This is a genomic window from Opitutus terrae PB90-1, assembly GCF_000019965.1.
In the GTDB taxonomy this organism is placed as follows: Bacteria; Verrucomicrobiota; Verrucomicrobiia; order Opitutales; family Opitutaceae; genus Opitutus; species Opitutus terrae.
This window is the reverse complement of the sequence record NC_010571.1, coordinates 5,783,762-5,807,941: the sequence shown is the minus strand read 5'-3', so window position 1 is coordinate 5,807,941 and position 24,180 is coordinate 5,783,762. Positions and strand designations below refer to the sequence as shown.

Genomic DNA, 24,180 nt, shown 5'->3' with positions numbered 1-24,180 from the left:
CAGAGCGGAGAGCTGAGAGGCTAGAGCGGAGAGACCGATCCGGTTGAGAGTTGAGGGATGAGAGTTGAGTCGGATAGGGGGTGTGTATCTGCCTCGGCTCTAGACTCGCTCGGCCGTGGCGGTCGAGCGCTACGGCAGTTCGTAGACCTCGACGAGTGCGTTGCCGGTCGTGCCGCCGACGCCGGAGCCGATCGCCGTGTAAGCGCCGGGAGTCAGCGTCACGATCAGGGCGGCGTCACGGCTGCCGTGCGTGAACGCGTACGCTCCGGTTTGTCGGACGGCCAGCTCCATCTCGCCGGTGTCGGACCAGTTGTCGTTTTCGGCGACGACGGTCTGGCCGGAATAGACGCGCACCTGCGGATCGGCGAGCACGCCAGGAACGTTCAACCCGGTAAGCGCCGGTCCGCCCGCGCGCACCAGTACGCGTTTCGGCACGAGCCCGTCGATCACGAAGCCCGCGATCATCACGTTGTCACCGGTGCCGATGAAGCCACGCGATGAGATGTTCACCAACGTGGAACGTTCGGTGACCGCCACGTTCGCAGGTTGCGAGGCGAGCGGTGCGAACGCAAAGCGCAGCCCACGCGTGTAGGTTTCGGGTTTGGTGGTCGAGTGTCGCTCGCCTTCTGCTTCGCGCACGGCGACGGCGAAATTGGCGTAGGTGCGCGGTCGCAGCTGCCGAAAAAACGCGCGCGTGGAATCGATGATGCTCGAGCTTTCCTCGCTGGCGTAGCTGAGGAAAAGCCGCACCGGCATCGACATGCGGGTGAGCGACAGCGCGGCCTCGCGGGTGAGCACGAAATTGCTGCGCCACCACAGCGACGGGCTGCAGGCGACATGAGCCTGGAAGAGTCCAGGTCTTTCCACCGCGGCGTAGGCGGAGAACAGGCCGGCGAAGGACGTGCCGGTGAGCACGCGGTAGCTGGGGTCGGCGCGATATTCGCGTTCTACAAATGGAATGATCTCGTTGGCGATGACGTTGAGAAAATCATCCGCGCGACCACAGCGCGTGCCGCTCGAGTCAAACCAGGGATCCACACCCGGCGTGAGGTCGATCGCGCGCAGCGTGTTCACGTCGGGATTGGTGCCACCGTAGCCAATGCCGACGACGATCACTTCGGGCGCGGCGGCGTCCACTCGTAACAGGCCCGTGACCGTGCAGATCAGCGAGAAATCCCAGTAGCCGTCGAGCACGTAGACGACCGGATAGCGCCGGGTCGGCTCGCTCGCGTAGTTCGAAGGCAGCGCGATGTAGAGCAGGTAGTCCCGGCCGTTGGCCGACCTTGGCAGCGCGCGCTGGTCGGTGTCGGCGAGCGTGTAGGGCACCGCGAGCAGCGGCGTGGTGCAGAGCGAAACGAGCAAAATGAGCCAGCAGATCAGGCGACGATGAGGGTGCATGGGGAAAAGCGGAGTATGCGTCCGGAGGCGCTACGCCTAAACCCGCCCGAGCCGTTCGCCCTTCAGATGAAAGGCATCTTCGGCTCGGGCGTCGTTGACAGCGTTCGGCCGGTGGGACTGCCTCGTGCCCTCATGTGCGCCCATATTCCTCGTGCCTCCGGCGATCCGGCTGGCGTTCCACCTGCCGGCGGAGCGTGGCGCGTGGTGCGCGTCGGCGTGGGGTTAACGGTGGCGCTGCTTGGCCTGGGGCTGCACGCGGCGACGCTGGGCTTCGGCGACGGGGTGAACCTGCAACCGTCGTATTTCAACGCTGGTCAGGTCGACTTCGGCTGGAAATTGATGCGCGCCCAGCCGCGGATTCAGACGGTGCGGGTCGAGATCGAGCCGTCGATCCCGATTGGGACCGCGAAGCGATGGCTCACTGAGGCGCAGGCGCAGGGTTATGGGGTGATCGCCACCTACCATCACGCGCGGTTCAACGGCAGCGACAGCGTCGAAGAACTCTTGAACGCGGCGAAATGGTGGCGGGCAAACTACGGCGCGTTGCGCGAGACGGGTCCGCTTACGATCAATCTCATGAACGAGTGGGGCAGCCACAAGCAGAGGCCGCAGTCGTTCGCCGATGCCTACAACCAAGCGATCAAGCTCGTCCGCGAGGTTTACGACGGCCCGATCGTCGTCGACATCCCCGGCTGGGCGCAGGAGACGCACGTCGCGCGTGAGGCCGCAACGCTGATCGAGGACACGAACATCATTTTCTCGGTGCACATTTATGCGAGCGGGTGGGTTGAATACGGGCCGCGGCATTGGATGACGACGGCTGATCTCGACGCGCTCGAAGCGAGCGGCCGGCCGGTGCTGGTCGGCGAATTCGGCGGACGCCGCAAAGGTCGCGCCGACTGGTCGGCGCTGGTGGATCACGCCCGCGCGAAAGGATGGACGCTGCTCGCCTGGGCGTGGAACGGCGACGGCGAGGGCATGAACATGGTGCGGCCGACCTGGAGCGAAAAACCGCAGGCGACGCGGTTCAGCCCAAGCTCCTATTTCCGGCAGGTCTACTCGAAGCTGCGCGAACCGAAGCGGAAATGAGCCGCGGCTCCCACGGGTGGCGGTTCATTCGACCGACGTGATCCCCCACAACGCGCCGAGGGCCTGACCGGCGGCGATGCCGCCGTCGTTGGGCGGCAGCATGCGATGTCGCAGCACGCGAAAACCTTTCGCCTGCAGCGCGGCGGTGGTGAGCTCGAGCAACCGGACGTTTTGAAAACAGCCGCCGCTCAGTACGACGTCCTCGATGCCGACACGCTCGGCCAGCGCGGCGATGCCTGCGGCGAGCGTGGCGTGAAAACGCGCTGCCAGCGTCGGCACCGGCGTGTGCGCGAGTTCGCGGGTGAGCGCGGCCAGCGCCGGGCGCCAGTCGAGCTCGAGCCGGCCGGTTTGCTCGGATGTCCCGATCGGCATCGGCCAGCCGGTGATGTTGGGCTCTGCATCGGTAGCAATCGCTTCCACGTCCATCGCGGCCTGTCCCTCGAAAGTGACTTGCTGGCGAAGCCCGAGCATCGCGGCCACGCCGTCAAACAGCCGGCCGGCGCTGGTCGTGATCGGCGCGTGCCGGCCGCCGTCGAGCAGCGCGCGGACTTGCTGCGCTTCTGGGGTGTTGGGCAGGGTGTTCAGCGCGGTTGATGCATCAGGCGAGAGGGCGTGGAGCAGACCGAGCGCTGTCCGCCACGGCGCCCGAATTGCGGCCTCGCCGCCGGGCAGCCGAAAGGGGCGAAGGTGACCGACGCGCCGCGCGGTGTGCGCGCGACGATCGACGACGATGAACTCGCCGCCCCAGATCGTGCCGTCGCTGCCGTAGCCGGTGCCGTCCCACGCCACGCCAAGCACGCGCTCTGGCCCGCCGCCGTGTTCCAGCAGACAAGCCAGCAGGTGCGCGAGATGATGCTGCACGCGAACCACCGGCAGCCCCAGGGATTCCGCGAAAATCGTCGACGCGTAATCGGGATGCGCGTCGCACCCGACGGCGCGGAAGGTGAGCTCGTGCAGCGAGCGGAACAGGTCGATCGTGTGGCGAAAGGCCGCGCGCGCGAGCGGACTTTCCAGGTCGCCGATATGCGGACTGAGCACGAGGTTGGTGTCCGTGGTCACGGCGATGGTGCTTTTCAGCTCTCCCCCCACGCACAGTAGCGGCGGCCGGCACCGGCAATCGGCGGGGAGGGGCAAGGGGGTCGGCGCGAAGCCCCGCGCTCGGCGGAGCAGGACCGGCCCATCGCGCGCCACGCGGATGACAGAGTCGTCGATCGGTCGCGCGATGGCGCGGTTGTGCGTGAGGAACAGGTCGGCGATCCGGCCGAGCCGTTCGCGCGCTTCGACGTTCCCGGTGCAGAGCGGCTCCTCGGCGAGGTTGCCGCTGGTGGCGACCAGCGGCCGGGCACACGCGTCGAGTAGCAGCTTGTGCAGCGGAGTGTAGGGCAGGAACGCGCCAACGCACGGGTTGCCGGGAGCGATCGAAACGGCGAGCGCCGCGCCGGGCCGACGGCGCACCAGCACGATCGGCGCGGCGGCCGACGTGAGTTGTCGCTCCTCCTCCTCGCTGAGCTCGGCCATTTCGCGGACCGCGGCGAGCGAGGGAAACATGACGGCGAGCGGTTTCTCCTCGCGATGCTTGCGGCGGCGCAGCTCTGCGACCGCGGTTTCGTTGGTGCCATCGGCCAGCAGATGAAATCCGCCGATGCCTTTCACCGCGACAATGTTTCCGTGCAGCAGGGATGCAGCCGCGGCTGCGATCGCCTCGTCGCGCTCCGCGAGTTTTTTTCCGGGGGGATCCTCCAGCGTCACGTGCGGTCCGCAAACGGAACACGCGTTCGGCTGCGCGTGATGGCGACGGTTGCGCGGATCGCCGTATTCGCGGGCGCAGTCGTGACACATCACGAACTCCGCCATCGTCGTGTTCGGTCGGTCGTAGGGCAGCGCACGAAGAATCGTGTAGCGTGGACCGCAGTGCGTGCAGTTGATAAACGGATATCCGTGGCGGCGATCGCGCGGACTTCCGAGCTCGGCCAAACAGTCCGCGCAGATCGCCAGGTCGGGCGTGACGGCCGACGTAGGCGGTTCGGTGGTCGCACTCGCGATGATCTCGAAGCCGGCGGCGGGACAAGGGGGCAGGTCGGCGCGGACGCCCGCGGGAGGTTGCTCCAGTGAGTCGATTTTCCCGGCGGCGGGCAGTTCGGCACGCAGCCGGAGGAGAAACTCGTCCAAGCGGTCGGGAGCGCCAGCGATCCGCAGCGCGGCTCCGCGGGGATTGTTGCGAACCCAACCGCGAATCCGCAGCTCTTTGGCCAGCCGCGCGACAAACGGGCGAAACCCGATGCCCTGCACCGTGCCGGTGATTTCCAACAACCGGTCGTCGTCGTCGGATGACGCCGGTGGAGAGCGGGTGGCTCGCGCTGCGTGTGGCACGGGCGTCCCGCCCGTGATCATGGACGAGACGTCCTTGCCACCTGCATCGTGGTCATTCACAGCAGCGCGCGAAGATAAGCCAGCCAGGCGTCGAAGCCTTCGCCGGTGCGTGCGGACAGCTCGAACATCGCCGCCTGAGGCGCAGCGCGTTTAATCGCGGCACGTGCGGCGGCGAGATCGAATCCGGCGGCGGCGGCGAGATCGGTTTTCGTGAGCAGCACAGCGTGCGCGCTGGCGAACATCGGCGGATACTTCAGCGGCTTGTCTTCCCCTTCGGTGCACGACAGCAGCACGACGCGGCGGTTTTCTCCGAGATCGAAGGAAGCGGGGCACACGAGGTTGCCGACGTTCTCGATAAACAGCAGCCGCACGCCCTCGAGTGGGAGGGCGGCGAGTCCACGCGCGATCATGCTCGCGTCGAGGTGACAGGCGCTGCCAGTGGTGATCTGTGCGACCGGGAGACCGGGGCGACGGAGTCGGCGTGCGTCGTTGTCGGTCTCGAGATCGCCCACGAGAACGGCGCAGCGAATCTCGGATTCGAGCGCGGCGAGCGTGCGCTGCAGCAACGTGGTTTTGCCCGAGCCTGGTGCCGAGACGAAATTGAGGGCGCGAATGCCGCGGCTGCCGAGGAGCGTGCGGTTGGCTGAGGCCTGACGGTCGTTCTCGTCGAGCAGTCTCACCTTGAGATCGAGCGTCCGCGCGACCCCAGGCACCGGATCACCAGGCGGTGCGGGGAGTTCGTCGGCGGGATCGCGCACGTCGACGTGGATCACGTCGGCCGCAGCGGGCGGGGGGCGGGGATCGGTGGCCATGGTTTTCAGGAAACTTCGAGTCGCACCAAGTCGAGTTCGCGGCCGGCCGCGATCGTTACGTGTGGCGAGCCGCAATGCGGACAACCGCCGTCAACGGAATCGGCCGGACTGAAGCCTCGGCCGCAGGCGCCGCAACGAGCCTTTGCCGGCACGGCTTCGATTTCCAACTCGGCCTCGCTTGCGGGTGTGCCGGCACGAATCGACGCAAAGGCAAAACGGAAGGACTCTGCGTCGACCCCGGACAGCTCGCCGATACGGATGACGACGCGAAGCACCTGGGCAGCGTGGGCGTCGCGCGCGGCGGCGAGCGCGGACTGCAGGGCAGATTCGGCCAGGCCGAACTCGTGCATGGCGCGATCTTGGCCGGACCATCGGCCGTGTCGAGCCAGCGAACGGCGGCCTCGATTGACAAAGCGCGGCCGAACAGCGTGCATCGTGTGGTCGCCGCCCCTGCGGCGGCGTGGCGTCAGCAAAACTCCGGTCGATGGACGCAGGAACCCTATTGCTATGCTCCAGTTGCGTGGCGGTCGCCGTGATTCATACGCTGGCGGGGCCGGACCATTACGTGCCGTTTGTGGCGATGGCACGGGCGAGAAACTGGAGCTGGCAGCGGACGAGCTGGATCACGCTCGCGTGCGGCCTCGGGCACCTCACCAGCTCGATCGGCCTTGGAATCGTGGCCGCATGGTTCGGGGTGGAACTGCAGCGCGTGGCGCACATCGAGTCGGTGCGTGGAAGCGTGGCGACCTGGGGCTTGATCGCGTTTGGTGCGATTTACTTTGCCTGGGGATTGCGCCGCGCCGCACGAGGTCAGTCGCACGATCATGCGCATTGGCACACGCAGACCGGATTGCATCGGCACGCGCATTCCCACGAAGGTGAGCACATCCATGTCCACGCTGGCGCGCAGGTGGAGGACGGGACTGGACGAGCGCGATCGATCACGCCGTGGGTGTTATTCGCGATTTTCGTGTTCGGACCGTGTGAACCGATGATCCCGCTGGTGATGGTGCCGGCGGCGGAACGGGACTGGTTGGGTGTGGCGCTGGTTTCGGTCGTGTTCGGCACGATGACATTGCTCGCCATGCTCGGCGCCGTGCTGCTCGGGCTTTACGGCGTGCAGCGGATCCGGCTGGGTGTCGCGGAGCGCTATACGCACGCGCTGGCCGGACTCACGCTGCTGCTCACGGGCGGGGCAATGGCGGCGTTTGGGTTGTGAGGCGGCCGTCGGCGGCGAGGCTTGTCGAGGGCGGCGAATCCGCCAAGCTGCTCTCGTCGTGTCCGAGCCCCTGCCGAATCCGATCGGATTGAGTTGCCCCGCACCGCTGATGGCGCACGCCGAGATCACGCTTGCGCATGGGGGCGGCGGCCGGCTCACGCAGCAGCTGATCGAGCGGGTGTTCGGTCCGGCGTTCCGCAACCCTGCGCTGGACGCGCGGCACGATGGCGCGGTGTTGAATGTGCCGGCCGGCGTGCGGCTCGCGTTCACGACCGACACGCACGTGGTGAAGCCGCTGTTCTTCCCAGGCGGGGATATTGGAGCGCTGGCCGTGACCGGCACGGTCAACGATTTGGCGATGTGCGGCGCGCGGCCGCGCTGGCTGAGCGCGGGATTCGTGTTGGAGGAGGGATTGCCGATGGAAACGCTCGAGCGCGTGGTGCGTTCGATGGCCGACGCCGCGCGGGCGGCGAACGTCGAGATCGTGACGGGCGACACGAAAGTGGTGGAGCGCGGAAAGGGAGACGGGGTTTACATCAACACCGCCGGAATCGGCTGGATCGAACAACCGGGCACCATCGGGCCGGCCGCCGTGCGACCCGGCGACGCCGTGGTGTTGAGCGGAGACATCGGCCGGCACGGCATGGCGATTCTCGCGCAGCGGGAGGGACTCGCATTCGAATCGCCGATCGTGAGCGACTGTGCGCCGCTGTGGCCGGCGGTGGAGGCGCTGCTGGCCGGCGGCATCGAAGTGCACTGTCTGCGGGATTTAACGCGAGGCGGCTTGGCAACGGCGCTGATCGAGATCGCGGAATCGGCGCGGTGCGGCATCGCGATCGACGAGGCGAAGGTCGCGGTCACAGAGCCGGTGCGGGGCGCGTGCGAACTGCTCGGGCTCGACTCATTTTACGTGGCCAACGAGGGTCGCTGCGTCGCGTTCATGCCGGCGGTCCAGGCGGACGCGGCGCAGAGCCTCCTCGCGCGCACCGCACCGGGCGGCCCGGTGGTCAGCATCGGACGCGTGAGCGGCGGTCCGGCCGGCCAGGTGACGCTACGCTCGGTGCTCGGCGTCGAGCGCGTGCTGGATCGCCTCAGCGGCGAACAGCTGCCGCGGATCTGCTGAGCGAATACGCGAAGTGGCGGAGACATCTGCCAGCCCGCGGACTAGCCGTTACGGTGAGCTACGCGCGCGGTAGCGATAATACGCCGCGCAGGCGCCCTCGCTGGAAACCATCGGGGCGCCGAGTGGATGCTCAGGAGTGCAGCGCGTGCCGAATGCGGCGCAGGCCGGCGGCTTCGCGCGCCCGCGCAGAATCGTGCCGGCGATGCATTCGCCTGCGGTGGCCGTGGCTACCGCGGCGAGATCGAAGCGCCGCAGCGCGTCGAACGACGCGAACTCCTCGCGGAGTGTGAGCCCGCTGTGCGGAATCACCCCGAGCCCGCGCCAGTTGCGATCGCAGGGTATGAAGACCTCGCGCATGACTGCTTGGGCGTGCGGGTTGCCGGCCTCACGGACGACGCGACCGTAGGCGTTGGTCACTTCGGCGCGGCCGCTCTCGAGTTGCTCGATGCAATCGAGCACCCCGCGCAGAATGTCCACCGGTTCAAAACCCGTGGCGACGATCGGCACGTGGAACTGCGCCGCAAGGGGATGATATTCTTCCAAACCCATCACCGTGCACACATGACCGGCGGCGAGAAATCCCTGCACGCAATTGTCGGGCGCGGATAAAATCGCGGCAATCGCGGGCGGCACCAGCACGTGCGAAATCAGCAGTGAGAAGTTTCGCAGCTTGAGGCGGTGCGCTTGCAGAACGGCCATGGCGTTGGCCGGCGCCGTGGTTTCGAAGCCGACCGCGAAGAACACCACTTCGCGCGCGGGTTCGCGCTGCGCCAGCGCCACCGCATCGAGCGGCGAATACACGGTGCGCACCTCGGCCCCGCGCGCGCGGGCGGTGAGCAGGTCCGACCCCGAGCCGGGCACGCGCAGCATGTCGCCGAAGGAGCACAGGACGACGCCGGGACGGCCGGCGAGAGCGATCGCTGCGTCGATCAATTCCACCGGAGTGACGCACACGGGGCAGCCCGGTCCGTGCACGAGCGTCACCGCGCGCGGCAGCAGTTCATCGATTCCAAATTTGAGGATGCTGTGGGTTTGACCCCCGCAGATTTCCATCAGCGTCCACGGACGTGTCACGCGCCGCGCGATCGCGTCGGCGAGTTGGTGTGCGGCGGGAGCGTCGCGATACTCGTCAACGAATTTCACGACGGAGGCGTAGCAGGGGGCGAAGAGTCGACCGGCGGCGGCGGCGCCAACTCCGCGAGCTCCTCCATTTGTTTGAGGTAGGAAAACACCTCTGCGGCCTCGCGTTCGTCGATGACGCTGAGCGCGACACCGACGTGGACGAGCACGTAATCGTCGAGGCGAGCTTCCGGCACGCAGGCCAGGTTCACTTCCTTGACGATTCCACCGAAATCCACGCGCGCGGTGCGGAAGAAATCAGCTCCGGAGATCGCGAGGATTCGACCCGGCACGGCGAGACACATGACAGCGGCAGTCTGCGTGCCGCGCCGTTTCGGGCAACAGCAAAGCCGGTGGCGCGGGGAACCAAAACCCGACGAACCGGACGGGAGCACCATGCGTGCGCTTATTCTCGTCGATCTCCAAAACGATTTTCTACCCACGGGCGCGTTGCCGGTACCGGATGGCGATGCGGTGCTGGCGGTGGCGAACCGCGCGATCGGATCGGGCGACTTCGCCTGCGTCGTGGCGACGCAGGACTGGCATCCGCGCGAGCATGGCAGTTTTGCGGCGAATCATCCGGGCCGGCGGGTGGGCGAGGTGATCCTGCTCGACGGATTGGAACAGGTGCTCTGGCCGGTACACTGCGTGCAGGACACCGCGGGCGCGGAGTTGGCGCCAGGGCTGGATGTGCATGGCCTCGAGCGGGTGTTTCGAAAAGGCACGGATCCGCGGATCGACAGCTACAGCGGCTTTTTCGACAACGGCCACCGCAAGTCCACCGGCCTGGGCGACTACCTCCGCGAGCGGGGTGTGACTCACGTCGCCGTGCTCGGGCTGGCGTTGGATTACTGCGTGAAGTTCACCGCGCTCGATGCGCGCCAACTCGGGTTCGAGGTGGAGGTGATCGCGAACGGTTGTCGCGCGGTGAACGTGCAGCCCGGCGACGACGAGCGCGCGATCGTCGCGCTCCGGGAAGACGGCGTCGCGGTGGTGAACCGCTACAGTGCTGGCTAAGCCCCGCAGCAGAAAACCGGGAACGATTCGGAAGAGCCGGAGCGGTTCGGCGAGGGCGGGGCGAGGTTCCTGCAAACCCGCGGACGAGACTCCTGCGTCGCGCGGAATGGCCGGCCCGCCGGTGTCGGAAAAGTGAGGCGCGTCCTTTGCGACCGGGAGCGAAGTTTCGACTTCCGTTTTCGGAGCCGCTCCCTACGTTTCGGCCCCTTGCCCTTTGAAGCACTTGCGTCAAAAGGGTCGGTGCACCCGGAGAGGTGACAGAGTGGTCTATCGTACCTGACTCGAAATCAGGCGTACCGGAAACGGTACCGTGGGTTCGAATCCCACCCTCTCCGCCAGCTTCCGCCGAGCCTACGGCCGGCGGGCCAGCCACAGTTACGACTAGCCCTTGTTGTACTCGCGCGAATCGGCGGTGTGCGGCCCCGCCAGTTGCCCGGCAGCGGTCGTCGCCAAGCGGTTGGGCCGACTCAACGTAGACCGAACGTGATTTTGCGTACTACCGATTTTCCAGAACGTTGTGCAGCCTTGGGCGGTACCCGCAGAAATTGCCGAGACGGTTTTGGTGCCTCGCTCTAAAACGTTAAGGAATACTCCTTTGCGAAGCAAAAATTGACCTGGGCGGTTTCACCTATTTTGAGTGGGGGTTCTTAAGTCACGTGTAGTGCGGGCGATACACCGCCGCATGAACTTGAAGCAAGGTTGCTCTTACGCCCCGGTCATCGGTGTGGCGCTATCGCTCTTCTCCGCAGCCATCGCGGTCGGTTCGCCGGCCCTCGAAATCCATGGCGCAGTCAGCGCGACCGCCGGATACTCCGACCGCTACAACTATCTCGGCGACACCAAGGACACGCTCGACATGTTCAGCAACGAAGTGACGCTGAACGGCACGCACCGGTTCGCGAACGGGATTCGTTTTGGCGCGCAGATTTATGGCTACCGGCTCGACGATTTTCGCGACCTGACCGTCGATTTCGCCCAGTTCGACTATTCGTTCAACGAAGCCTTTGGTCTTCGGCTGGGTCGCGGCAAGCAGGCGGTCGGGCTCTACGGCGACACGCAGGACATCGACATCATTCGGCCGCTGGCGCTGCTGCCGCTCAACGCCTATCCAAAGACGATGCGCACCAACGGCGCCTCCTATGACGGCGCGGCGATTTATGGCTCTATCGCCCTGTCGGGGGCGGGATCGCTGGACTACCACGTGTACGGCGGCATGCCGGCGAAGTATCGCGCCGAGGATCCCTGGCTGCTAGTGATGAATGACTCCGCGCCTGCCACCGTGACGGAGGTTGAAGACTTGGGCCGCCTGTTCGCCGGGTCGGTTTATTGGAACACGCCTTTGAGTGGCTTGAAAATTGGCGGGTCCGTGGCCCGAACGACCGGGACAGAACTTGCGGCTGCGATGCGCTCGGCGGCGAGCCTGGCGATGGCGGCGGGCGACGTCCGGCTGATGCCGACGCGGTTTCCGCCGGGCATGTGGGACAACGTGATCGCCGGCCGTCCGGCCATCATGAAACAGGATGCGGTGACGCATTACGTCTATTCTGCGGAGTATACGCGGGGCGACTGGGTGTTCGCGGGCGAATACCGCACGACCACCGTGCATTCGGAATCCAATCTGCCGGTACTCGGGCCCGGCTCCTACAGCAACCGCATGGACAATTTCTATGTGATGGCCACCTGGCAGGCGGCGGCGAAGTGGCAGCTGGCGGCGTTCTACGAGGAAGGCTACGCGAACACGCACGACCGGCGCGGACGCTCTTATAGCGCGACTCCGGCGCATCACGCATGGACGAAAGAGACGTGCGCGGCCGTGAGCTACAACCTCACCGATTGGTGGCTGGTGAAGCTCCAAGCGCACGCCATTGACGGCACGGCACTGCTCAGCGGCCGCTACAATCCGGCGATCGCGCAATGGAAGTCCAATTGGACGTACGTGGTGCTGAAGACCACGATCAGCTTCTGAGCCGCCGTTTCCCGCGATGAAAACGCTCCTGCTTATGCTGGCGCTCGCCGCGAGCTTGGGAATCGCCCGCGGCCAGGAGGTGGCATTCGTCGTCCATCCGGCCGTGGCGGAGAGTGCGGTCTCTGCGGCCGATATCAAAAACATCCTGCTTGGCACGAAGACCAAATGGAGCAGCGGACCGTTGCGGCTGGTCGTCCAAACCGACGGTGCCGTGCACGCCAAAGTGATCCAGCAATACGCGCAGCGCTCGCCGGATCAGTTCGACAAATACTGGAAAAAACAGGTTTTCACCGGCAAAGGCACGATGCCGGCGGCGGCGAAGAACGATGCGGAGGTGATCGCATTCGTCGCCTCCACGCCGGGGGCGTTCGGCTACCTGGCGGCGGCGAGCGTCACCGACAAGGTCAAACTTTTGGAGGTCAAATGAAGACCGACGACACGTCTTTGCCCGGTTCGGGTGTGGGCGGCTCCAGCCTCGAGTCGAAGATTGCGGTGCTGCTGGGCCTGCTGGCCTTGGCCTACGGGGCAACGGTGGTTGTGGATGTGGTGGTGGGCCTGCGCGAGGAGCGCAGCTTGGCCCGGCTGGCGACGGTCGCAGTGCCCTCCGCCCTCGACAGCGAGGCCGCGGTCTTTGCGTATGAAGCGGCGGTGAAGGCGCATGAAGACGCCATGCTGACCGGGGACAACACGCCGCTGGAAACGATGCGCGCGCAACTGCAGCGGACGCTCGAGCTGTTCGCCGGCATCGAGCAGCGGGGCACGGCACGGGCGGAACTCACCGCCGCGCGCGGGGCGGTCAAGGCCTACGCCGAGCACGCGAGTCCGGTGTTTGATCTTGTCGCGGCGAAAGGATTGGGCGACGCGGACGTGCAGGCGGCGCTGACCGATTTGCGGCAGAGGACAGAAAACGGCCGGCAGGCGGTGTCCGCCGCGAGCAAGGCGCACACGGAGGCGCTGCACGAGATCCTGCGTGACAACGAACGCGCGGCCCAACGGCAGCGGCAGGCGACACTGGGCTTGTTTGTCGGCGTGCTCGCCGTCGGGGCGGTGGGCGCGCGCTGGATGGTGCGGCGGACGATCGTGCGGCCGTTGCTTCACGTTTCGGCGGATGTCGGCGCGGGCGCCGAGGCGGTCAGCGCGGCAGCGGGCCAGTTGAACGACGCCAGTCAGGCGCTGGCGCAGGGGTCGTCGGAATCGGCCGCGTCCTTGGAACGAAGCGCGGCGGCGCTGGAAGAGATGAACAGCATCACGCGCAACAACGCCACGCATGCGCAACGTGCGAAGGAACTCGCCGGTCGGGCCCGGGGCGCGGCGGACGCGGGAGCTTCGCGGATGGAGGAGCTGAGCACGGCCATGTCGGCGATCAAATCCTCGAGTCACGAGGTCGCCGAGATCATGAAGACGATCGATGAGATCGCCTTCCAAACGAACATTCTCGCGTTGAACGCGGCGATCGAGGCCGCGCGCGCCGGTGAAGCGGGGCTGGGATTTTCCGTCGTGGCCGACGAGGTCCGCAATCTGGCGCAACGCAGCGCGGAGGCGGCGCGGCAAACCTCCAGCAAGCTCGAGCAGTCGCGCGAGCGCAGCGAGCAGGGTGCGCGCTTGAACACCGCGGTGGCAGAGCATCTCTCCGACATCAACGCGCGGGTGCGCGAGGTCGACGAGTTGGTCGCGCAGATCGCGGGGGCGTCGCACGAACTCGAGCAGGGCATCGGCCAGGTTTCGAAGTCGGTGGCGGAACTCGACCAGCTGACGCAGAAGAACGCCGCGCTGGCGGAAGAAACGTCGGCGGCCGCAGGCGAGCTCGGCGGGCACACGAGCCGGTTGCACGGCGCGGTCGGTTCGCTCGAAGGCCTCGCGCGCGGCAAACATGCGGCGAACGAGAAAGCGGTCAGGCGCAGCGAAGATCCGATCGAAGCGCGGAACGAATCGCTTGCTTCCTCCGCGGTGCATGACCGCCACGTCGCGGCGACGGCGGCGCACGGCTGAACTTTTCCGGGAATCGTCTGGCCGCAACGCGCGGCCAGGCGCCTCAGACGTTCGCGTCTTCTCCCGGGCGAATTTGGGCGCCGTTGGCCGGCAAATGCTGCGGAAGAAAGATGTAGTAGTTCATCAGGAACCAGCTGCGCGACGAGCGATAGAGCAGGGCGGGAACGACGAGCGCGCCGATCACCGCCAACACGATCGCGACGCGCGCAGGGATGACCCCCGCATAGGCCAGCAAGCCGACAGGGAGCAAAAAGCCGATGACGGTCACCCCATAGTTCAGTGCCAGGGAACCGAGAAAGAACCCCTCATCGTTGTCGCGATCGAACCGCAGCCCGCAGGTCGGGCAGCTCGGGTTCAGCGTGAACAGCTTTCCGGGCACGAACAACGTGTGGTCGCCACAGTTGGGGCAGCGGTTCGTGAGTCCGCGGGCGACGATCTGGATACGAGTGACTTTCATGATGGCGACGTAAGGTGAGGGCAGCGGCCGCGCGAAGCGAATCGGAACACGAGGGTGACGCACGAGCGCGACCGATACGCCCGAGCCCGCACGAAAAAAGCGCCTCGACGAGGCGAGGCGCTTTGGATGGCTAAGCGAACAAACCGAAAGGGTCAGGCGCCGAGTTGATAACGCGTGAACCGGCGGACCTGGATGTTCTCGCCGATCTTCGCGACCTTCTCGGTCAGGATCTCCTTCACCGTCTTCTCGGGCAGCTTCACGAACGGCTGATCGAGCAGGCAGATCGTCGAGTAATATTTCTCGAGCTTGCCCTCGACGATCTTCTGGATCGCCGCCGGGGGCTTGCCCTGCACCTGCGCCGTGGCGATCTCGCGCTCCTTGGCGAGCTCCGCCTCGGGCACCTGGTCGCGGCTGATGTAGAGCGGATTGGCCGCGGCGATCTGCAGGCAAAGGTCGCGGCAGAACGTCTTGAAGTCCTCGTTGCGAGCGACGAAGTCGGTCTCGCAGTTTACTTCAATCATCACGCCGACTTTGCCGCCGACGTGAATGTAGCTCTCGATCAACCCCTGGTTCGTGGCCCGGTCGGCCTTCTTGGCGGCGGTGGCGGCGCCCTTCTTGCGCAGAATCGTGGTCGCCTCCTCGACGTTACCATTGGCCTCGGTGAGGGCTTTCTTGCAGTCCAACAGGCCGGCGCCGGTTGAGAGGCGCAGGTCGTTGACCATTTGAGCAGTAATCGTGGCAGACATTGGAAACTGGGTTGGCGGCTGGTTACTCGGCTTTGACGGCGGGACGCTTGGCACGCACCGGCTTCTTCTTGGCGACCACGGGCTCGGCTTCGCTCTCGCCCTCGCCCTCGACGACCGCGGCGACATCGGCCGGAAGCTCGACCTTCGAGAGGTCGACCTCGGGCGTGGCGGCGGTTTCGCCGGTGATACCCGCAGCGGCGGCGGCGGCGGCTTTCAGGTCGGCGGCGCCCCGGGCCGCGCGACGCGCGTCACGTTGCGAGAGGCCGTTCTGCACGGCAGCCACGATCGCCTCGACGATGATGCGGATCGATTTCACCGCGTCGTCGTTGCCCGGGATCGGGTGCGAGAGCGTGGACGGATCGGAGTTGGTGTCGCAGATGCCGACGCACGGGATGCCGCTGCGGGCGGCCTCGGCGACGGCGATCTTTTCGTGGTTCACGTCGACCACGAACATCGCGGTCGGCAGACCGGGCATGTCGACGATGCCGGAGAAATTCTTCTGCATGCGCACCATCTCGCGCTTGATCGCGGCGACTTCCTTGGACGCCAGCTTGTTCATATCACCGCTGGTCTCCATCTGCTGGTACTTTTTGTACTTCGCGATGGAACGCTTCACGGTTTCGTAATTGGTCAGCGTGCCACCGAGCCAGCGGTCCACGCAGAAAGGCATGTTGGTCGAGGTCGCGGCCTCGCGGATGATGTCCTTGGCCTGGCGCTTGGTGCCGACGAACAGCACGTTGCCGCCGTTGCCGACGGTGTCCTCGAGGAAAGTGCAGGCCTTCTCGAGCGCGGCGTGGGTCTTGCCCAGGTCGATGATGCTGATGCCCTGACGATGATCGAAGACGAACGGCTTCGAGCGGGGATTCCAGCGCTTGGTTTGGTGCCCGAAATGCACGCCGGCATCGAGCAGGTCTTTGGGAGTGACGTTCATGTGATCTATGTTTTCTCAAAAAACACAGGTCGGCCAATGGGCCGCCTTGCGATCCTGAGGAGGTTGGTTGGTTTGAGTTGCTAACTGACGGAGCGGTCGAAAACACAGGTCGCGGGAAGGGGAGGCAAGCGCGAAGTGGGCTTTTTGCGGAAAACGGGGTTGACACTCAAAAATGGGGGTAGCACGTTCCGCGTCCCTTTGTTGCAGGGTGGAGCAGCCTGGTAGCTCGTCAGGCTCATAACCTGAAGGTCGTTGGTTCAAATCCAACCCCTGCACCCAATTTGAAACCCTCCGAAACACTTCGGAGGGTTTCTTGTTGAGTGGGTTACGTGATTTGCGACTGACCGCATTGGTTTGGTTAACTCGGGGTAACTTCCAGACGTTTTGTGAAACGTTGGCCCCAATTCAGGACCCACCTTTTCTCGATTTCGGAGCGGCGCAAACGCTTTTTCTCCTCTTGGCACCCTGCGGGACGGCAGCAGCCGTGTGTAGCTTGGGACACGGGAAGAATCCGCTCCTGTGCCGTTCTTCAAGCAGATGCCGTAGCGGACGTTGATCCAAGACTTCTCTACGGTTTCCGCCGCACCTTGAAACGTTGCGAACCTCCTAGCACGTGCTCGCCCAAGAACGCGAAGGGGCCGAGGCAAAATCGCTACCTGCCGCAACTGCTTCGCGAAAAACTTCGACTGCTTGCGGCCACAGGAGTGGTGTTGGCCCGCATTGATCCGTGATCGCTCATCAGGCTGACAAACGCTGCGGAATGTCGACCGGCGCCCGTTGATCGCTTTTCCAACCAGAACGCGAAAGATTTTCCACTTCGTCCAAGGGATAGCGCCATGTGCCTGGCATAATTTCCACGGGATGCAGCACGCTCTCCTTCGTAAGCCGCCACACCGTCACCCGGCTCACGCTTAGAAGCGTCGCCACGTTCTTTTGTGTTAAGAGAAGGCGCTCTCCCATCGGCCTACGGGTAGCGGGCTCCTCAATCCGTCCATCGACGAGCTGCTGAATCGCATTCCGCTCAACCAGAGCAAGCGCGGTATCGGTTGCCAGCACCGTCTGTAGAATCGCGCGGCTTGTCGTATTCATGATGGAGCTGAAATTTGTGGTCGTGGCGATCTCAGCAAGTCTGCGCCCCTGCTGAAATCGTCGTAGGCCGGCTACTGCAATCGCAGCAGGCGCGATGCTGCGATTTCAGCAGACGCGGGCACTTGTGCGCGATGCGTGTGAGGCACGATGTTCACCTCGTTCAGAGAAACCTGAATCGGAGGAATCCACATGACAAATACAGTGACATCACTTCTCGCGGAGCCGCCGTCAGCGACACCGCATCGCTATCAAGTCTATCGCCAGGCGAAGAACGGCCTGCACCACAACCACGGCCCGTCCGTCGTTTCGCCGGAGGATGCCGTCGCCTCATTTCTTCAAACGACGCCAGCATTCGAAGGCGGCGGGGTGAGGCTTTGGGATCACACCGAGATGCGGGTCGCCGCCTCTGCCGAGTGGCAGGTGGAGACGACGCGAATGGGATTCGCGGTGCGGCATCGTTCGAATGTCTTCTACGATCCGGCGCTCGCTCTCGTGGCGTCCCATATCGCGGAACGTGAGCAACTCGAACAGGCCATCACCAATCGCCTTCGGATGGCCGTGTGAGAAGTAGGCCCCTACGGCCGTCAACATGGGCGGCGTCTCACTGCCGCCCACGTGCTCTCATTCTCCATTAAATCACCAACCGGTCCAGCACGCCAAGACAGGAACAATACATGAACAACGGAAACTCTGAACCATCCCAACTCGATCTTTCGGCCCGCTCAACGCGGTCCGTTCGATCCGCCGTGAGCCCCGATGAGCTGACCCGCCTGAAGCACGAACTGCTTCAGGCCGAAGTTCGACTCGCGAAAGCACGCGCAACCGCCGCGGGCGCTGAAATCGATATCAAAGTCCTGAACGCCCGGCTGAAGGCATTCGCAAAATGATGCTCACCGAAACAATCGCGTGCGCCATCGCCAATAGTCGCAGCCGAGATGCCGGCGGAAGGCGAGCCAGTCGCCTCAAGCCTCGATCCTTCCGCTGCGCCTCGAAAAAACGTGCGGGCGTGCGAGCAGGCCTGCGCGTGGTCGCCGTCACCGTGGTATCGTTGCGCTGCCTCGCCGGTTCGACGCGACGTCACCGAGAACTTCAGCCGGTTTCGTTTCCCCAGCGGCAATCATCCGGCCAAGCACGTTTGCGCACTACACGCACATGATGGGTTCGTGCCTGCGTTGCGCCCGCGTTTGTGGCGGCAATTCCGCTGCGCGGATCGTTCCTTTTGCGGGAGCATGATTGCTCTCTCTGGCGGAACCTCCCACCGGCGCGCCGCAAGCGGACCCGGCCATTTCGGTGCTCCTTGAAAGGAATCCCCCAAACTGTCCCCTCGCGCCGGTCGGCTCCCCCGCCTCGGGGCGAGAGAGCAATCCCGCTCCTCACAAATCAAAAGGAACTATCATGCCCTCCAAAAACGCTCAGACCGCCACGCCAGCCAGCAACGTCCCCTCCAGTGCGAAACAGCTCCCGGTGCAAACCTTCCGCCTCGGCCGGATCAAAGCCGCCGTTTGGGAAAACGAAGCCGACCGGAAGAAGTTCTTCAACGTGACCTTCGCACGGGTCTACACCGGCGAGGACAAGCAGCCGCACGACACCGACAGCTTCGGACGCGACGACCTGCCGTTGGTCGCTAAGCTCGCCGACCGCGCCCACACGTTCATCTTCGAGCGGCTCGCGGAACTCCGAGCCGAGGCATGAGGCGACTGACTCGTCCCCAGCGGCCGGTGCAAACCGGCCGCTTTTCAATTTTGCATCGGCGCACGTCACCAAGCTCACAAACCCAGCTACTGATCGAACACCGCTGGCGCTGCGCGGCCGTTCGCGTCCGCCCGACCGGCTGCCTTCGATCCCGACTCACGCCCATGTCGGCGCTCTCCAATGCCGAGCCGCCGTTGAAAGCCAGGGCGGTAAATTCCCTTGGCTGTGATCACCACGTAGCCGTGCACCAGCGCATATTGCATCAGCTCTCTCGAATGATGGAGGTCGAGCTTGCGCATGATCGATTCGCGGTGCGTCAACACCGTGTAACGCGAGATGCCAAGCCGTTCGCTCGCCTGTTTGTTGTCGGAGCCGTCGCCAATCACGGAGAGAACCACCTGCTCGCGTTCCGTCAGATCTTCCAGCGTGGTGCTCTTACGCTCCTTCAAAAAAGGGAGCATCGATGGACTGATGTAGGGACGGCGATTGACGACATGGCGCAGCGCCACCGGCAGGTGATCCATTCCTTCCGTAGAGCCGTCGAAGATGCCATCGTAGCGAATACCACGGAGCATCTCGAACATGCGGGTGTTCGGTCGCGACGTCACGACGAGGATCGGCAGCGACGTTTCAATGAACGGTTCGCAGTGTTCGAGGCCATCCATGTCGTCGATCGACACGCCGGTCACGAACAAGTCCGGCACCGCATCCTGAATATCGGCCAGCGCGTCGATTCCATGCTGGAACACGCAAACGACCGCGTTGGGCCAAACATCCCAAATGTGGCGTCGAATCAGATCACCGTAGAGGCGGTCCCATTTCAAAATGACAATCCGTAGTTGAGCACCGTGAGACATGACGACTTCCCTTTCATGCTGCCGCTGCCGTCGCGGTCGGCAGCAATTCCAGTTTGGTTCCGGTCGGGTGGCCTCGCAGCTCACCGATCCCGCGACCTCCGTTGAGTAAATTCTCCGAAAGGGCGTTGCGCACCAGCAGCTCCACCGCGTCACGCATCGGCCGCGCGCCCAAGCGGTCATTGTAGCCGCGCTGGATGATCGCTTCGAGCACCCCGGCGCCTGCGTTCATCAGGTAGCCGCGCGCGCGGTGCGAGCTGAGTTCGCGCTGAACCATTCCTTCGGCGATACGGCATTGGATGTCGTAACCGAGCTTGTCGAAGACAATGGAGGCTGTGATGCGCCCGAGGATTTCGGGACGCAGTTCCCGTTGCGCATCCTGCCGCACGAGCCGCTCCATCGTCTCGTATTTCGACTTCCTCATGGCCATGATGCGTTGCGCCCCGATGTTGCTCGTGAGGACGATATACCAGCGCGAAAAATCCAGGACGCGGTTCGCGCCTGTCGTAAGGCGTCCCGCATCGAGGAGTTGCAGCAACACGTCCAGCACTTCGCGATGGGCCTTTTCGATCTCGTCGAACAACAGCGTGCCGATGCCGCCGCACGTGTCGTGACCTTCAGCAATCCGCCCCTGCTTTTTCGCCGACTTTCCCAGGAGCAATACGACACTTTCCTTCGTCTGGTATTCCGACATGTCCAGTCGGACAAATTTGTTCGGCCCGAGGAGGTCATGCGTGAACTGCAACGAGAGTTCGGTTTTCCCGACCCCTGTCGGCCCGAGAAAGAGAAAACTCGCCTTCGGCCGACCGGGCGTGGTGAGGCCGAGTTCTCCATGCTGAAGCCGCTCGCACACGGTCGCAACCGCCGTCTCCTGACCGATGACCAGCTCTTGCAGACGGGCAGGCAGCGTGCGGAGTCTTTCGATTGTTGGGTTCGTCGCGCTCATGACGCTTCACCATTTCGGATCAGTTCCGGACGCCATCTGCGGTGACGGCATCGCGGGAGGAGCTGCCACATGTTCGCTCACCTTCGATTCGAGTTCTCGGACTCGCGTGCGCTCCTCCTCGAGTTGTCTGCGGAGGTTCACGGTCTCCTCGGTCTGATCGGCCAGAGTCCCGAGCTGCGCTCGTGCCTGCTGTTCGACCGAAGCCATGCGCGACCGAATCGCGCGCAGCTCGGCGCCGATTTCCTTTTGCGTCGCGATTTCCGCCGCCAGCTCCGCACTCGGCGGCAACGGCGCGTAGCTGATCGGTGCGGCCTTGTTTCGAGGCGTTGTTTCCAGCGCCTCAATTTGTGCTGGCACTCGCGTCGCTCTGTAGACGGCGTGAGCATCGTGGCGCACGCGCGGGTCATCGGGATCGCGATAGCTTCTCACCTCGTAGCGTGTCTCAACGACGCGCGTCGCTCCGGCCTCCCGCACCAACGGCTTTGGAGAAGACGTCACGGCAGGCGTGATGCTGGCGACGGGACGGTGAGTCGCGCATCCCGTCACCGTAACCGCTGCGACTAGAATCCAGTAATTTCGCATGGCTTATCCTTTCGCTCTCGAACCGTTCTCCGTTGGAGCCTCCGAGGCGGACGTGGGCGCCGCGGTCGCTTCGACCTTCGTCCCGGCGATCTTGGCCTTCTCGGGGTTCACGGATTCGGTGACGTAAACATAGAATTCCTTCCCCGCCGGCACTCGGACGAAGTATCCATTTGCCTCGATCTCTCGCAGCGTCCGTTGCGCATAGAGATCGAACACGTCGCCGACGCCTTCGCGCACGCCGTTCGAGACCGAGCCCGTGATCGTGGTGCCGAGCGCCGTTTGCGTGCGGTCCTGGGTGCCGCGCGCGAATCCGCTCAGCGCGGCGGATGCGAGCATCTTCAGTTCTTGCAGATCATCGGTCGCAAGGACCCGGCCTTTCATTCCTCCGGATCCATCCGTGATTCCGTAGCCGTCGATGTCGTGCTCGTATTCGCGGTCGAGCGCGACTCCGTTGAACGCGAGCTCCCGTCCATCCTGCCAGACAAAGCGCCACGTTCCGTTGGCGCTCACCCGGTCGCGAATCCGCCCCGCTTTCGCGGTGCCGTGCACGAGCGTGTTGGCCGGAATCACGCGCTGCCCGTTTTGCCATACGTCTTCCAACAAGATCGCGATGACAGGTGTTTCGAGATTCGAGCTGTCGACCGTGTTCACCAACTTGCACTTCAGCAACGTGCCATACGGGAGGAATCGTTTCGGCGGCTCTGGATCGACGTGCCGTGGCGCGGGCGGCACGTAAGCCGCGAGTAACGTCTGATAGCGCACCTTGCGTGGCGGCTTCTCTCGGGCGGGCGCTTCAGTCTGCGCGCGTTCCGGAGCCGATGCTGGCGCCGGCGTGGGTGCCGGCGGCGGACGAAACGGGACGATTCGTCCGCCGGCATTTTCTTTCGCAGAGTCACTCACCGTCGCCTGCTGCGGCACTCCGCTTTCCAGCCCTTCATCCAGCGGCACTTTCACTTTGCCGACCTCGGCTTTTTTGGCTGATGCGGCGAGGCGCGCAGCCTGCTTTTGCTCCGCTTGGTTGCGCCCGTAGACAAACAATCCGCCGAACAGGACGGCAACAAACACCAGGAACATGCCGAACCTGCTTGTGAGAAAATTCTTCAGTCTACGCGGGTTCATGATTGCGGCCCTTCCGTTGCTGTCGGCGCCGCGACGGTAGTCGCCGAACGTGGCGAACTATTGACGAGGATGGTGAACGCGTTGTCGGCGCTCAGATCGTTGCGCGTTCCATCTGGCATTCCGATTACCGCGAATTCCGCCTCGCGGCTTTCGCCAGGCTGCAAGACGCGCGGGCCATTCGCTATCGACTGCTCGAATCTCTCGTCGCCCACACGCGCCGCGAACGTGCTGGGCGTGAGTTCGAGCACCTGATCTGTCTTGTTGCGGAGGTTGAGCAGGAAAACGACGGCGTCTTCGCGCGAGAACCGGTAGACTTCCTGCACCTCGATTTCGATGTCAGGCAGATCAATCTTTCGGCCCTGGGCGCTCACCGAAACGCCTTCGACTGCTTTGGGCAGCGCTCGCGCCAGGACGGGATACGCGCGAGCGCGATCGAGCACGCTCAGTCCCACGCGCGGCGAAAACTTCACCGGCTCAGGCAGCCGATCAATTTTCTGCGCCATGTCCGTCGGACGTCGCTGGAAAATCGCGCTCGCGACCGGATTCGCCGCGACAGCCTGAAGCTGCACCACGTAGGCAGAGCCCTCGAAAATGATCGTGAGCGTGCCGCTCGCGTCCGGTTGAACGCTGCGGACCATGAGAAAGTTGGTGCCTTTTGCGTGCGTGACGTGAAACCGCACCGGTGTGCCTTCATCGACCTCAACCGCAGCACGGCCGTCCTCGATGAGCATGTCCGCCCCGGCGACCGCTGTGATCGGCGCCGGCAGCGTGACCGTCGTTACCTCCCGGGACACGGGCAAACCGATCGCCTGATGGGGATCGAGCGTGAACTCGCGGATCGTCTGCGCCGTCAGCGCCGAGACGCTTGCGAGAAAAACTCCTGCGACCTTCAACATGACGACCTCCGGTTACGACTTCTCGGCGCGTTCGACCTGGAATGCGGCAACCGCGGTTGGAAACCGGCCGTTGCGCGTCATGTCCGGGTTCGGCACAAATTTGAATTTCACCCGATAGCGCAGCACCTCGGTGATCGGCGTGCCCTGGTAGGCTCCCACCCGAATCAATTGCACGTTCGCGGAAGTGTAGAACGAATTGTCGCGCGCGCTGAGAACTTCCGGCGGATCGATCTCCGCCTTTTGGTGGAGCGACTTCGCCTGAAACTCCGCCTTCGTTTTGTCGATCGCCGTTTGCGCGGTCTTGGCCGCATCCTTCAGGAAGAGTTGCTTGAACAACTCGGGGTGATCCATGCCCTCTGGATTACGCTCGAAGAGCGCCTTGCAGGCCCACTTCGTTTGCAGGGCGTGGAGATCTTTCGCGTGCTGAATGTCGACGACCGGCGAGACGTAATACGTCCCAAGGCTGTCGATCACGAGCACCTCCCGTTTGCGCGTCAGTTGTTCAACCAACACGTGGCGGTCCCAAGCGGCCCATAGCCATGCGGCGATGGCGACAAGGAACCAGATCAAAGACTGGCGGCGCTGCCGCGCGAAGATCGCGAGCAGCGTGGACTTTGGTTTGCCGAAGCTGGACGTGTGCGGCATTGGCGCCGCACGAGTTTCGGCAGAGGCGACCATAACACTACTTTTTTGGAGGTTGTTTGGGAGGGGTGACGTTGACGCAGGGGCGCGGGGAATTCTTTCGCGTGCGACGCAGTTCGGCGTC

26 protein-coding genes and 2 tRNA genes are annotated in these 24,180 nt (G+C 64.4%); 12 read left to right on the top strand and 16 right to left on the bottom strand.

Annotated features, from left to right (window positions below):
- Positions 1-129: 129 nt before the first annotated feature.
- Positions 130-1,398 (bottom strand): alpha/beta hydrolase, encoded by a 1,269-nt coding sequence (locus OTER_RS22785; RefSeq protein ID WP_012377301.1) that lies wholly within the window; start codon positions 1,396-1,398, stop codon positions 130-132.
- 132 nt (positions 1,399-1,530) lie between these two features.
- Here OTER_RS22785 and OTER_RS22780 point away from each other — a divergent pair, with 132 nt between their 5' ends.
- Entirely contained in the window at positions 1,531-2,487 is a 957-nt protein-coding gene (locus tag OTER_RS22780) for a cellulase family glycosylhydrolase (RefSeq protein WP_158305517.1), read from the top strand.
- 24 nt (positions 2,488-2,511) lie between these two features.
- Here OTER_RS22780 and hypF read toward each other — a convergent pair whose 3' ends face one another.
- From hypF to hypA, 3 genes are read right to left on the bottom strand one after another with little or no spacing between them, the layout of a single operon-like run.
- Positions 2,512-4,917 (bottom strand): carbamoyltransferase HypF, encoded by a 2,406-nt coding sequence (gene hypF, locus OTER_RS22775; protein ID WP_202796013.1) that lies wholly within the window; start codon positions 4,915-4,917, stop codon positions 2,512-2,514.
- Positions 4,914-5,669 (bottom strand): hydrogenase nickel incorporation protein HypB, encoded by a 756-nt coding sequence (gene hypB, locus OTER_RS22770; protein ID WP_012377298.1) that lies wholly within the window; start codon positions 5,667-5,669, stop codon positions 4,914-4,916. Before hypB ends, hypF begins: the two co-directional genes overlap by 4 nt.
- Positions 5,670-5,674: 5 nt before the next feature.
- On the bottom strand, positions 5,675-6,019 hold the full coding sequence (gene hypA, locus OTER_RS25500) for a hydrogenase maturation nickel metallochaperone HypA (RefSeq protein ID WP_012377297.1): 345 nt from the start codon (positions 6,017-6,019) through the stop codon (positions 5,675-5,677).
- 182 nt (positions 6,020-6,201) lie between these two features.
- On the opposite strand from hypA, the gene OTER_RS22760 reads away from it, so the two are divergent.
- Both OTER_RS22760 and hypE read left to right on the top strand, forming a co-directional pair.
- Positions 6,202-6,888 (top strand): sulfite exporter TauE/SafE family protein, encoded by a 687-nt coding sequence (locus OTER_RS22760; RefSeq protein WP_237702419.1) that lies wholly within the window; start codon positions 6,202-6,204, stop codon positions 6,886-6,888.
- 109 nt (positions 6,889-6,997) lie between these two features.
- Positions 6,998-8,011 carry a hydrogenase expression/formation protein HypE gene (gene hypE, locus OTER_RS22755; protein ID WP_012377295.1) on the top strand — a complete coding sequence of 338 codons (1,014 nt, stop codon included), beginning with the start codon at positions 6,998-7,000 and terminating at the stop codon, positions 8,009-8,011.
- 48 nt (positions 8,012-8,059) lie between these two features.
- Here hypE and hypD read toward each other — a convergent pair whose 3' ends face one another.
- Both hypD and OTER_RS22745 read right to left on the bottom strand, forming a co-directional pair.
- Complete coding sequence (gene hypD / locus OTER_RS22750; protein ID WP_012377294.1) at positions 8,060-9,154, bottom strand: hydrogenase formation protein HypD; 1,095 nt, start codon at positions 9,152-9,154, stop codon at positions 8,060-8,062.
- Positions 9,151-9,423, bottom strand: a complete 273-nt coding sequence (locus OTER_RS22745) for a HypC/HybG/HupF family hydrogenase formation chaperone (protein ID WP_237702418.1) — start codon at positions 9,421-9,423, stop codon at positions 9,151-9,153. Before OTER_RS22745 ends, hypD begins: the two co-directional genes overlap by 4 nt.
- 103 nt (positions 9,424-9,526) lie before the next feature.
- Between OTER_RS22745 and pncA the strand changes: the two genes are divergently transcribed.
- From pncA to OTER_RS26805, 5 genes are all read left to right on the top strand, one after another.
- On the top strand, positions 9,527-10,147 hold the full coding sequence (pncA, locus tag OTER_RS22740) for a bifunctional nicotinamidase/pyrazinamidase (protein ID WP_012377292.1): 621 nt from the start codon (positions 9,527-9,529) through the stop codon (positions 10,145-10,147).
- 248 nt (positions 10,148-10,395) lie between these two features.
- Positions 10,396-10,485 (top strand) — tRNA-Ser (locus OTER_RS22735).
- Positions 10,486-10,829: 344 nt separating this feature from the next.
- On the top strand, positions 10,830-12,113 hold the full coding sequence (locus tag OTER_RS22730; RefSeq protein ID WP_012377291.1) for a porin family protein: 1,284 nt from the start codon (positions 10,830-10,832) through the stop codon (positions 12,111-12,113).
- 16 nt (positions 12,114-12,129) lie between these two features.
- Positions 12,130-12,540, top strand: a complete 411-nt coding sequence (locus OTER_RS26365; protein WP_012377290.1) for a substrate-binding domain-containing protein — start codon at positions 12,130-12,132, stop codon at positions 12,538-12,540.
- Entirely contained in the window at positions 12,537-14,102 is a 1,566-nt protein-coding gene (locus OTER_RS26805) for a methyl-accepting chemotaxis protein (protein WP_012377289.1), read from the top strand. Before OTER_RS26365 ends, OTER_RS26805 begins: the two co-directional genes overlap by 4 nt.
- Before the next feature lie 43 nt (positions 14,103-14,145).
- Here the strand turns inward: OTER_RS26805 and OTER_RS22715 are convergent, their stop codons facing one another.
- From OTER_RS22715 to rpsB, 3 genes are all read right to left on the bottom strand, one after another.
- Positions 14,146-14,559: a DUF983 domain-containing protein gene (locus OTER_RS22715; RefSeq protein WP_012377288.1), complete on the bottom strand. Its 414-nt coding sequence runs from the start codon at positions 14,557-14,559 to the stop codon at positions 14,146-14,148.
- 152 nt (positions 14,560-14,711) lie between these two features.
- Complete coding sequence (gene tsf / locus OTER_RS22710) at positions 14,712-15,305, bottom strand: translation elongation factor Ts (RefSeq protein WP_044891971.1); 594 nt, start codon at positions 15,303-15,305, stop codon at positions 14,712-14,714.
- A gap of 22 nt (positions 15,306-15,327) precedes the next feature.
- Positions 15,328-16,236, bottom strand: coding sequence for a 30S ribosomal protein S2 (gene rpsB, locus OTER_RS22705; protein ID WP_012377286.1), 909 nt, complete (start codon positions 16,234-16,236; stop codon positions 15,328-15,330).
- Positions 16,237-16,438: 202 nt separating this feature from the next.
- Here rpsB and OTER_RS22700 point away from each other — a divergent pair.
- Positions 16,439-16,515: transfer RNA gene (locus OTER_RS22700), tRNA-Met, on the top strand.
- A gap of 459 nt (positions 16,516-16,974) precedes the next feature.
- Here the strand turns inward: OTER_RS22700 and OTER_RS22695 are convergent.
- Positions 16,975-17,325, bottom strand: coding sequence for a helix-turn-helix domain-containing protein (locus OTER_RS22695; protein ID WP_012377285.1), 351 nt, complete (start codon positions 17,323-17,325; stop codon positions 16,975-16,977).
- Positions 17,326-17,526: 201 nt separating this feature from the next.
- Here OTER_RS22695 and OTER_RS22690 point away from each other — a divergent pair, with 201 nt between their 5' ends.
- The 3 genes from OTER_RS22690 (at position 17,527) to OTER_RS22680 (ending at position 19,017) form a co-directional block, all read left to right on the top strand.
- A complete protein-coding gene (locus tag OTER_RS22690) occupies positions 17,527-17,889 on the top strand; it encodes a hypothetical protein (RefSeq protein WP_044891970.1) in 363 nt (120 codons plus the stop codon).
- A 110-nt stretch (positions 17,890-17,999) separates the two neighbouring features.
- Positions 18,000-18,212: a hypothetical protein gene (locus OTER_RS22685; RefSeq protein WP_044891969.1), complete on the top strand. Its 213-nt coding sequence runs from the start codon at positions 18,000-18,002 to the stop codon at positions 18,210-18,212.
- 508 nt (positions 18,213-18,720) lie between these two features.
- On the top strand, positions 18,721-19,017 hold the full coding sequence (locus OTER_RS22680) for a hypothetical protein (protein WP_012377283.1): 297 nt from the start codon (positions 18,721-18,723) through the stop codon (positions 19,015-19,017).
- 86 nt (positions 19,018-19,103) lie between these two features.
- Here the strand turns inward: OTER_RS22680 and OTER_RS22675 are convergent, their stop codons facing one another.
- The 6 genes from OTER_RS22675 to OTER_RS22650 all read right to left on the bottom strand — a co-directional run bounded on the left by OTER_RS22675 (position 19,104) and on the right by OTER_RS22650 (position 24,059).
- The gene (locus OTER_RS22675) at positions 19,104-19,874 is read right to left on the bottom strand and encodes a response regulator transcription factor (protein WP_012377282.1); all 771 of its coding nucleotides are present in this window, start codon (positions 19,872-19,874) and stop codon (positions 19,104-19,106) included.
- Positions 19,875-19,887: 13 nt separating this feature from the next.
- Positions 19,888-20,817: an AAA family ATPase gene (locus tag OTER_RS22670; RefSeq protein ID WP_012377281.1), complete on the bottom strand. Its 930-nt coding sequence runs from the start codon at positions 20,815-20,817 to the stop codon at positions 19,888-19,890.
- A gap of 6 nt (positions 20,818-20,823) precedes the next feature.
- The gene (locus OTER_RS22665) at positions 20,824-21,315 is read right to left on the bottom strand and encodes a hypothetical protein (RefSeq protein WP_148218221.1); all 492 of its coding nucleotides are present in this window, start codon (positions 21,313-21,315) and stop codon (positions 20,824-20,826) included.
- A gap of 87 nt (positions 21,316-21,402) precedes the next feature.
- Positions 21,403-22,518, bottom strand: coding sequence for a TrbI/VirB10 family protein (locus OTER_RS22660; RefSeq protein WP_012377279.1), 1,116 nt, complete (start codon positions 22,516-22,518; stop codon positions 21,403-21,405).
- On the bottom strand, positions 22,515-23,414 hold the full coding sequence (locus tag OTER_RS22655) for a hypothetical protein (RefSeq protein WP_012377278.1): 900 nt from the start codon (positions 23,412-23,414) through the stop codon (positions 22,515-22,517). The genes OTER_RS22660 and OTER_RS22655 overlap by 4 nt, the downstream gene beginning before the upstream one ends.
- A gap of 12 nt (positions 23,415-23,426) precedes the next feature.
- Entirely contained in the window at positions 23,427-24,059 is a 633-nt protein-coding gene (locus tag OTER_RS22650; RefSeq protein ID WP_012377277.1) for a hypothetical protein, read from the bottom strand.
- Positions 24,060-24,180 lie beyond the last annotated feature (121 nt).

What these genes read in the sequence shown, in the direction of transcription:
- OTER_RS22785 (WP_012377301.1), bottom strand. Translation starts at nt 1,398, where the DNA reads ATGCACCCTCATCGTCGCCTGATCTGCTGGCTCATTTTGCTCGTTTCG.
- OTER_RS22780 (WP_158305517.1), top strand. Translation starts at nt 1,531, where the DNA reads ATGTGCGCCCATATTCCTCGTGCCTCCGGCGATCCGGCTGGCGTTCCA.
- hypB (WP_012377298.1), bottom strand. Translation starts at nt 5,669, where the DNA reads ATGGCCACCGATCCCCGCCCCCCGCCCGCTGCGGCCGACGTGATCCAC.
- hypA (WP_012377297.1), bottom strand. Translation starts at nt 6,019, where the DNA reads ATGCACGAGTTCGGCCTGGCCGAATCTGCCCTGCAGTCCGCGCTCGCC.
- hypE (WP_012377295.1), top strand. Translation starts at nt 6,998, where the DNA reads ATGGCGCACGCCGAGATCACGCTTGCGCATGGGGGCGGCGGCCGGCTC.
- pncA (WP_012377292.1), top strand. Translation starts at nt 9,527, where the DNA reads ATGCGTGCGCTTATTCTCGTCGATCTCCAAAACGATTTTCTACCCACG.
- OTER_RS22730 (WP_012377291.1), top strand. Translation starts at nt 10,830, where the DNA reads ATGAACTTGAAGCAAGGTTGCTCTTACGCCCCGGTCATCGGTGTGGCG.
- OTER_RS26365 (WP_012377290.1), top strand. Translation starts at nt 12,130, where the DNA reads ATGAAAACGCTCCTGCTTATGCTGGCGCTCGCCGCGAGCTTGGGAATC.
- OTER_RS26805 (WP_012377289.1), top strand. Translation starts at nt 12,537, where the DNA reads ATGAAGACCGACGACACGTCTTTGCCCGGTTCGGGTGTGGGCGGCTCC.
- OTER_RS22715 (WP_012377288.1), bottom strand. Translation starts at nt 14,559, where the DNA reads ATGAAAGTCACTCGTATCCAGATCGTCGCCCGCGGACTCACGAACCGC.
- tsf (WP_044891971.1), bottom strand. Translation starts at nt 15,305, where the DNA reads ATGTCTGCCACGATTACTGCTCAAATGGTCAACGACCTGCGCCTCTCA.
- rpsB (WP_012377286.1), bottom strand. Translation starts at nt 16,236, where the DNA reads ATGAACGTCACTCCCAAAGACCTGCTCGATGCCGGCGTGCATTTCGGG.
- OTER_RS22695 (WP_012377285.1), bottom strand. Translation starts at nt 17,325, where the DNA reads ATGAATACGACAAGCCGCGCGATTCTACAGACGGTGCTGGCAACCGAT.
- OTER_RS22685 (WP_044891969.1), top strand. Translation starts at nt 18,000, where the DNA reads ATGAACAACGGAAACTCTGAACCATCCCAACTCGATCTTTCGGCCCGC.
- OTER_RS22680 (WP_012377283.1), top strand. Translation starts at nt 18,721, where the DNA reads ATGCCCTCCAAAAACGCTCAGACCGCCACGCCAGCCAGCAACGTCCCC.
- OTER_RS22675 (WP_012377282.1), bottom strand. Translation starts at nt 19,874, where the DNA reads ATGTCTCACGGTGCTCAACTACGGATTGTCATTTTGAAATGGGACCGC.
- OTER_RS22670 (WP_012377281.1), bottom strand. Translation starts at nt 20,817, where the DNA reads ATGAGCGCGACGAACCCAACAATCGAAAGACTCCGCACGCTGCCTGCC.
- OTER_RS22660 (WP_012377279.1), bottom strand. Translation starts at nt 22,518, where the DNA reads ATGAACCCGCGTAGACTGAAGAATTTTCTCACAAGCAGGTTCGGCATG.
- OTER_RS22655 (WP_012377278.1), bottom strand. Translation starts at nt 23,414, where the DNA reads ATGTTGAAGGTCGCAGGAGTTTTTCTCGCAAGCGTCTCGGCGCTGACG.
- OTER_RS22650 (WP_012377277.1), bottom strand. Translation starts at nt 24,059, where the DNA reads ATGCCGCACACGTCCAGCTTCGGCAAACCAAAGTCCACGCTGCTCGCG.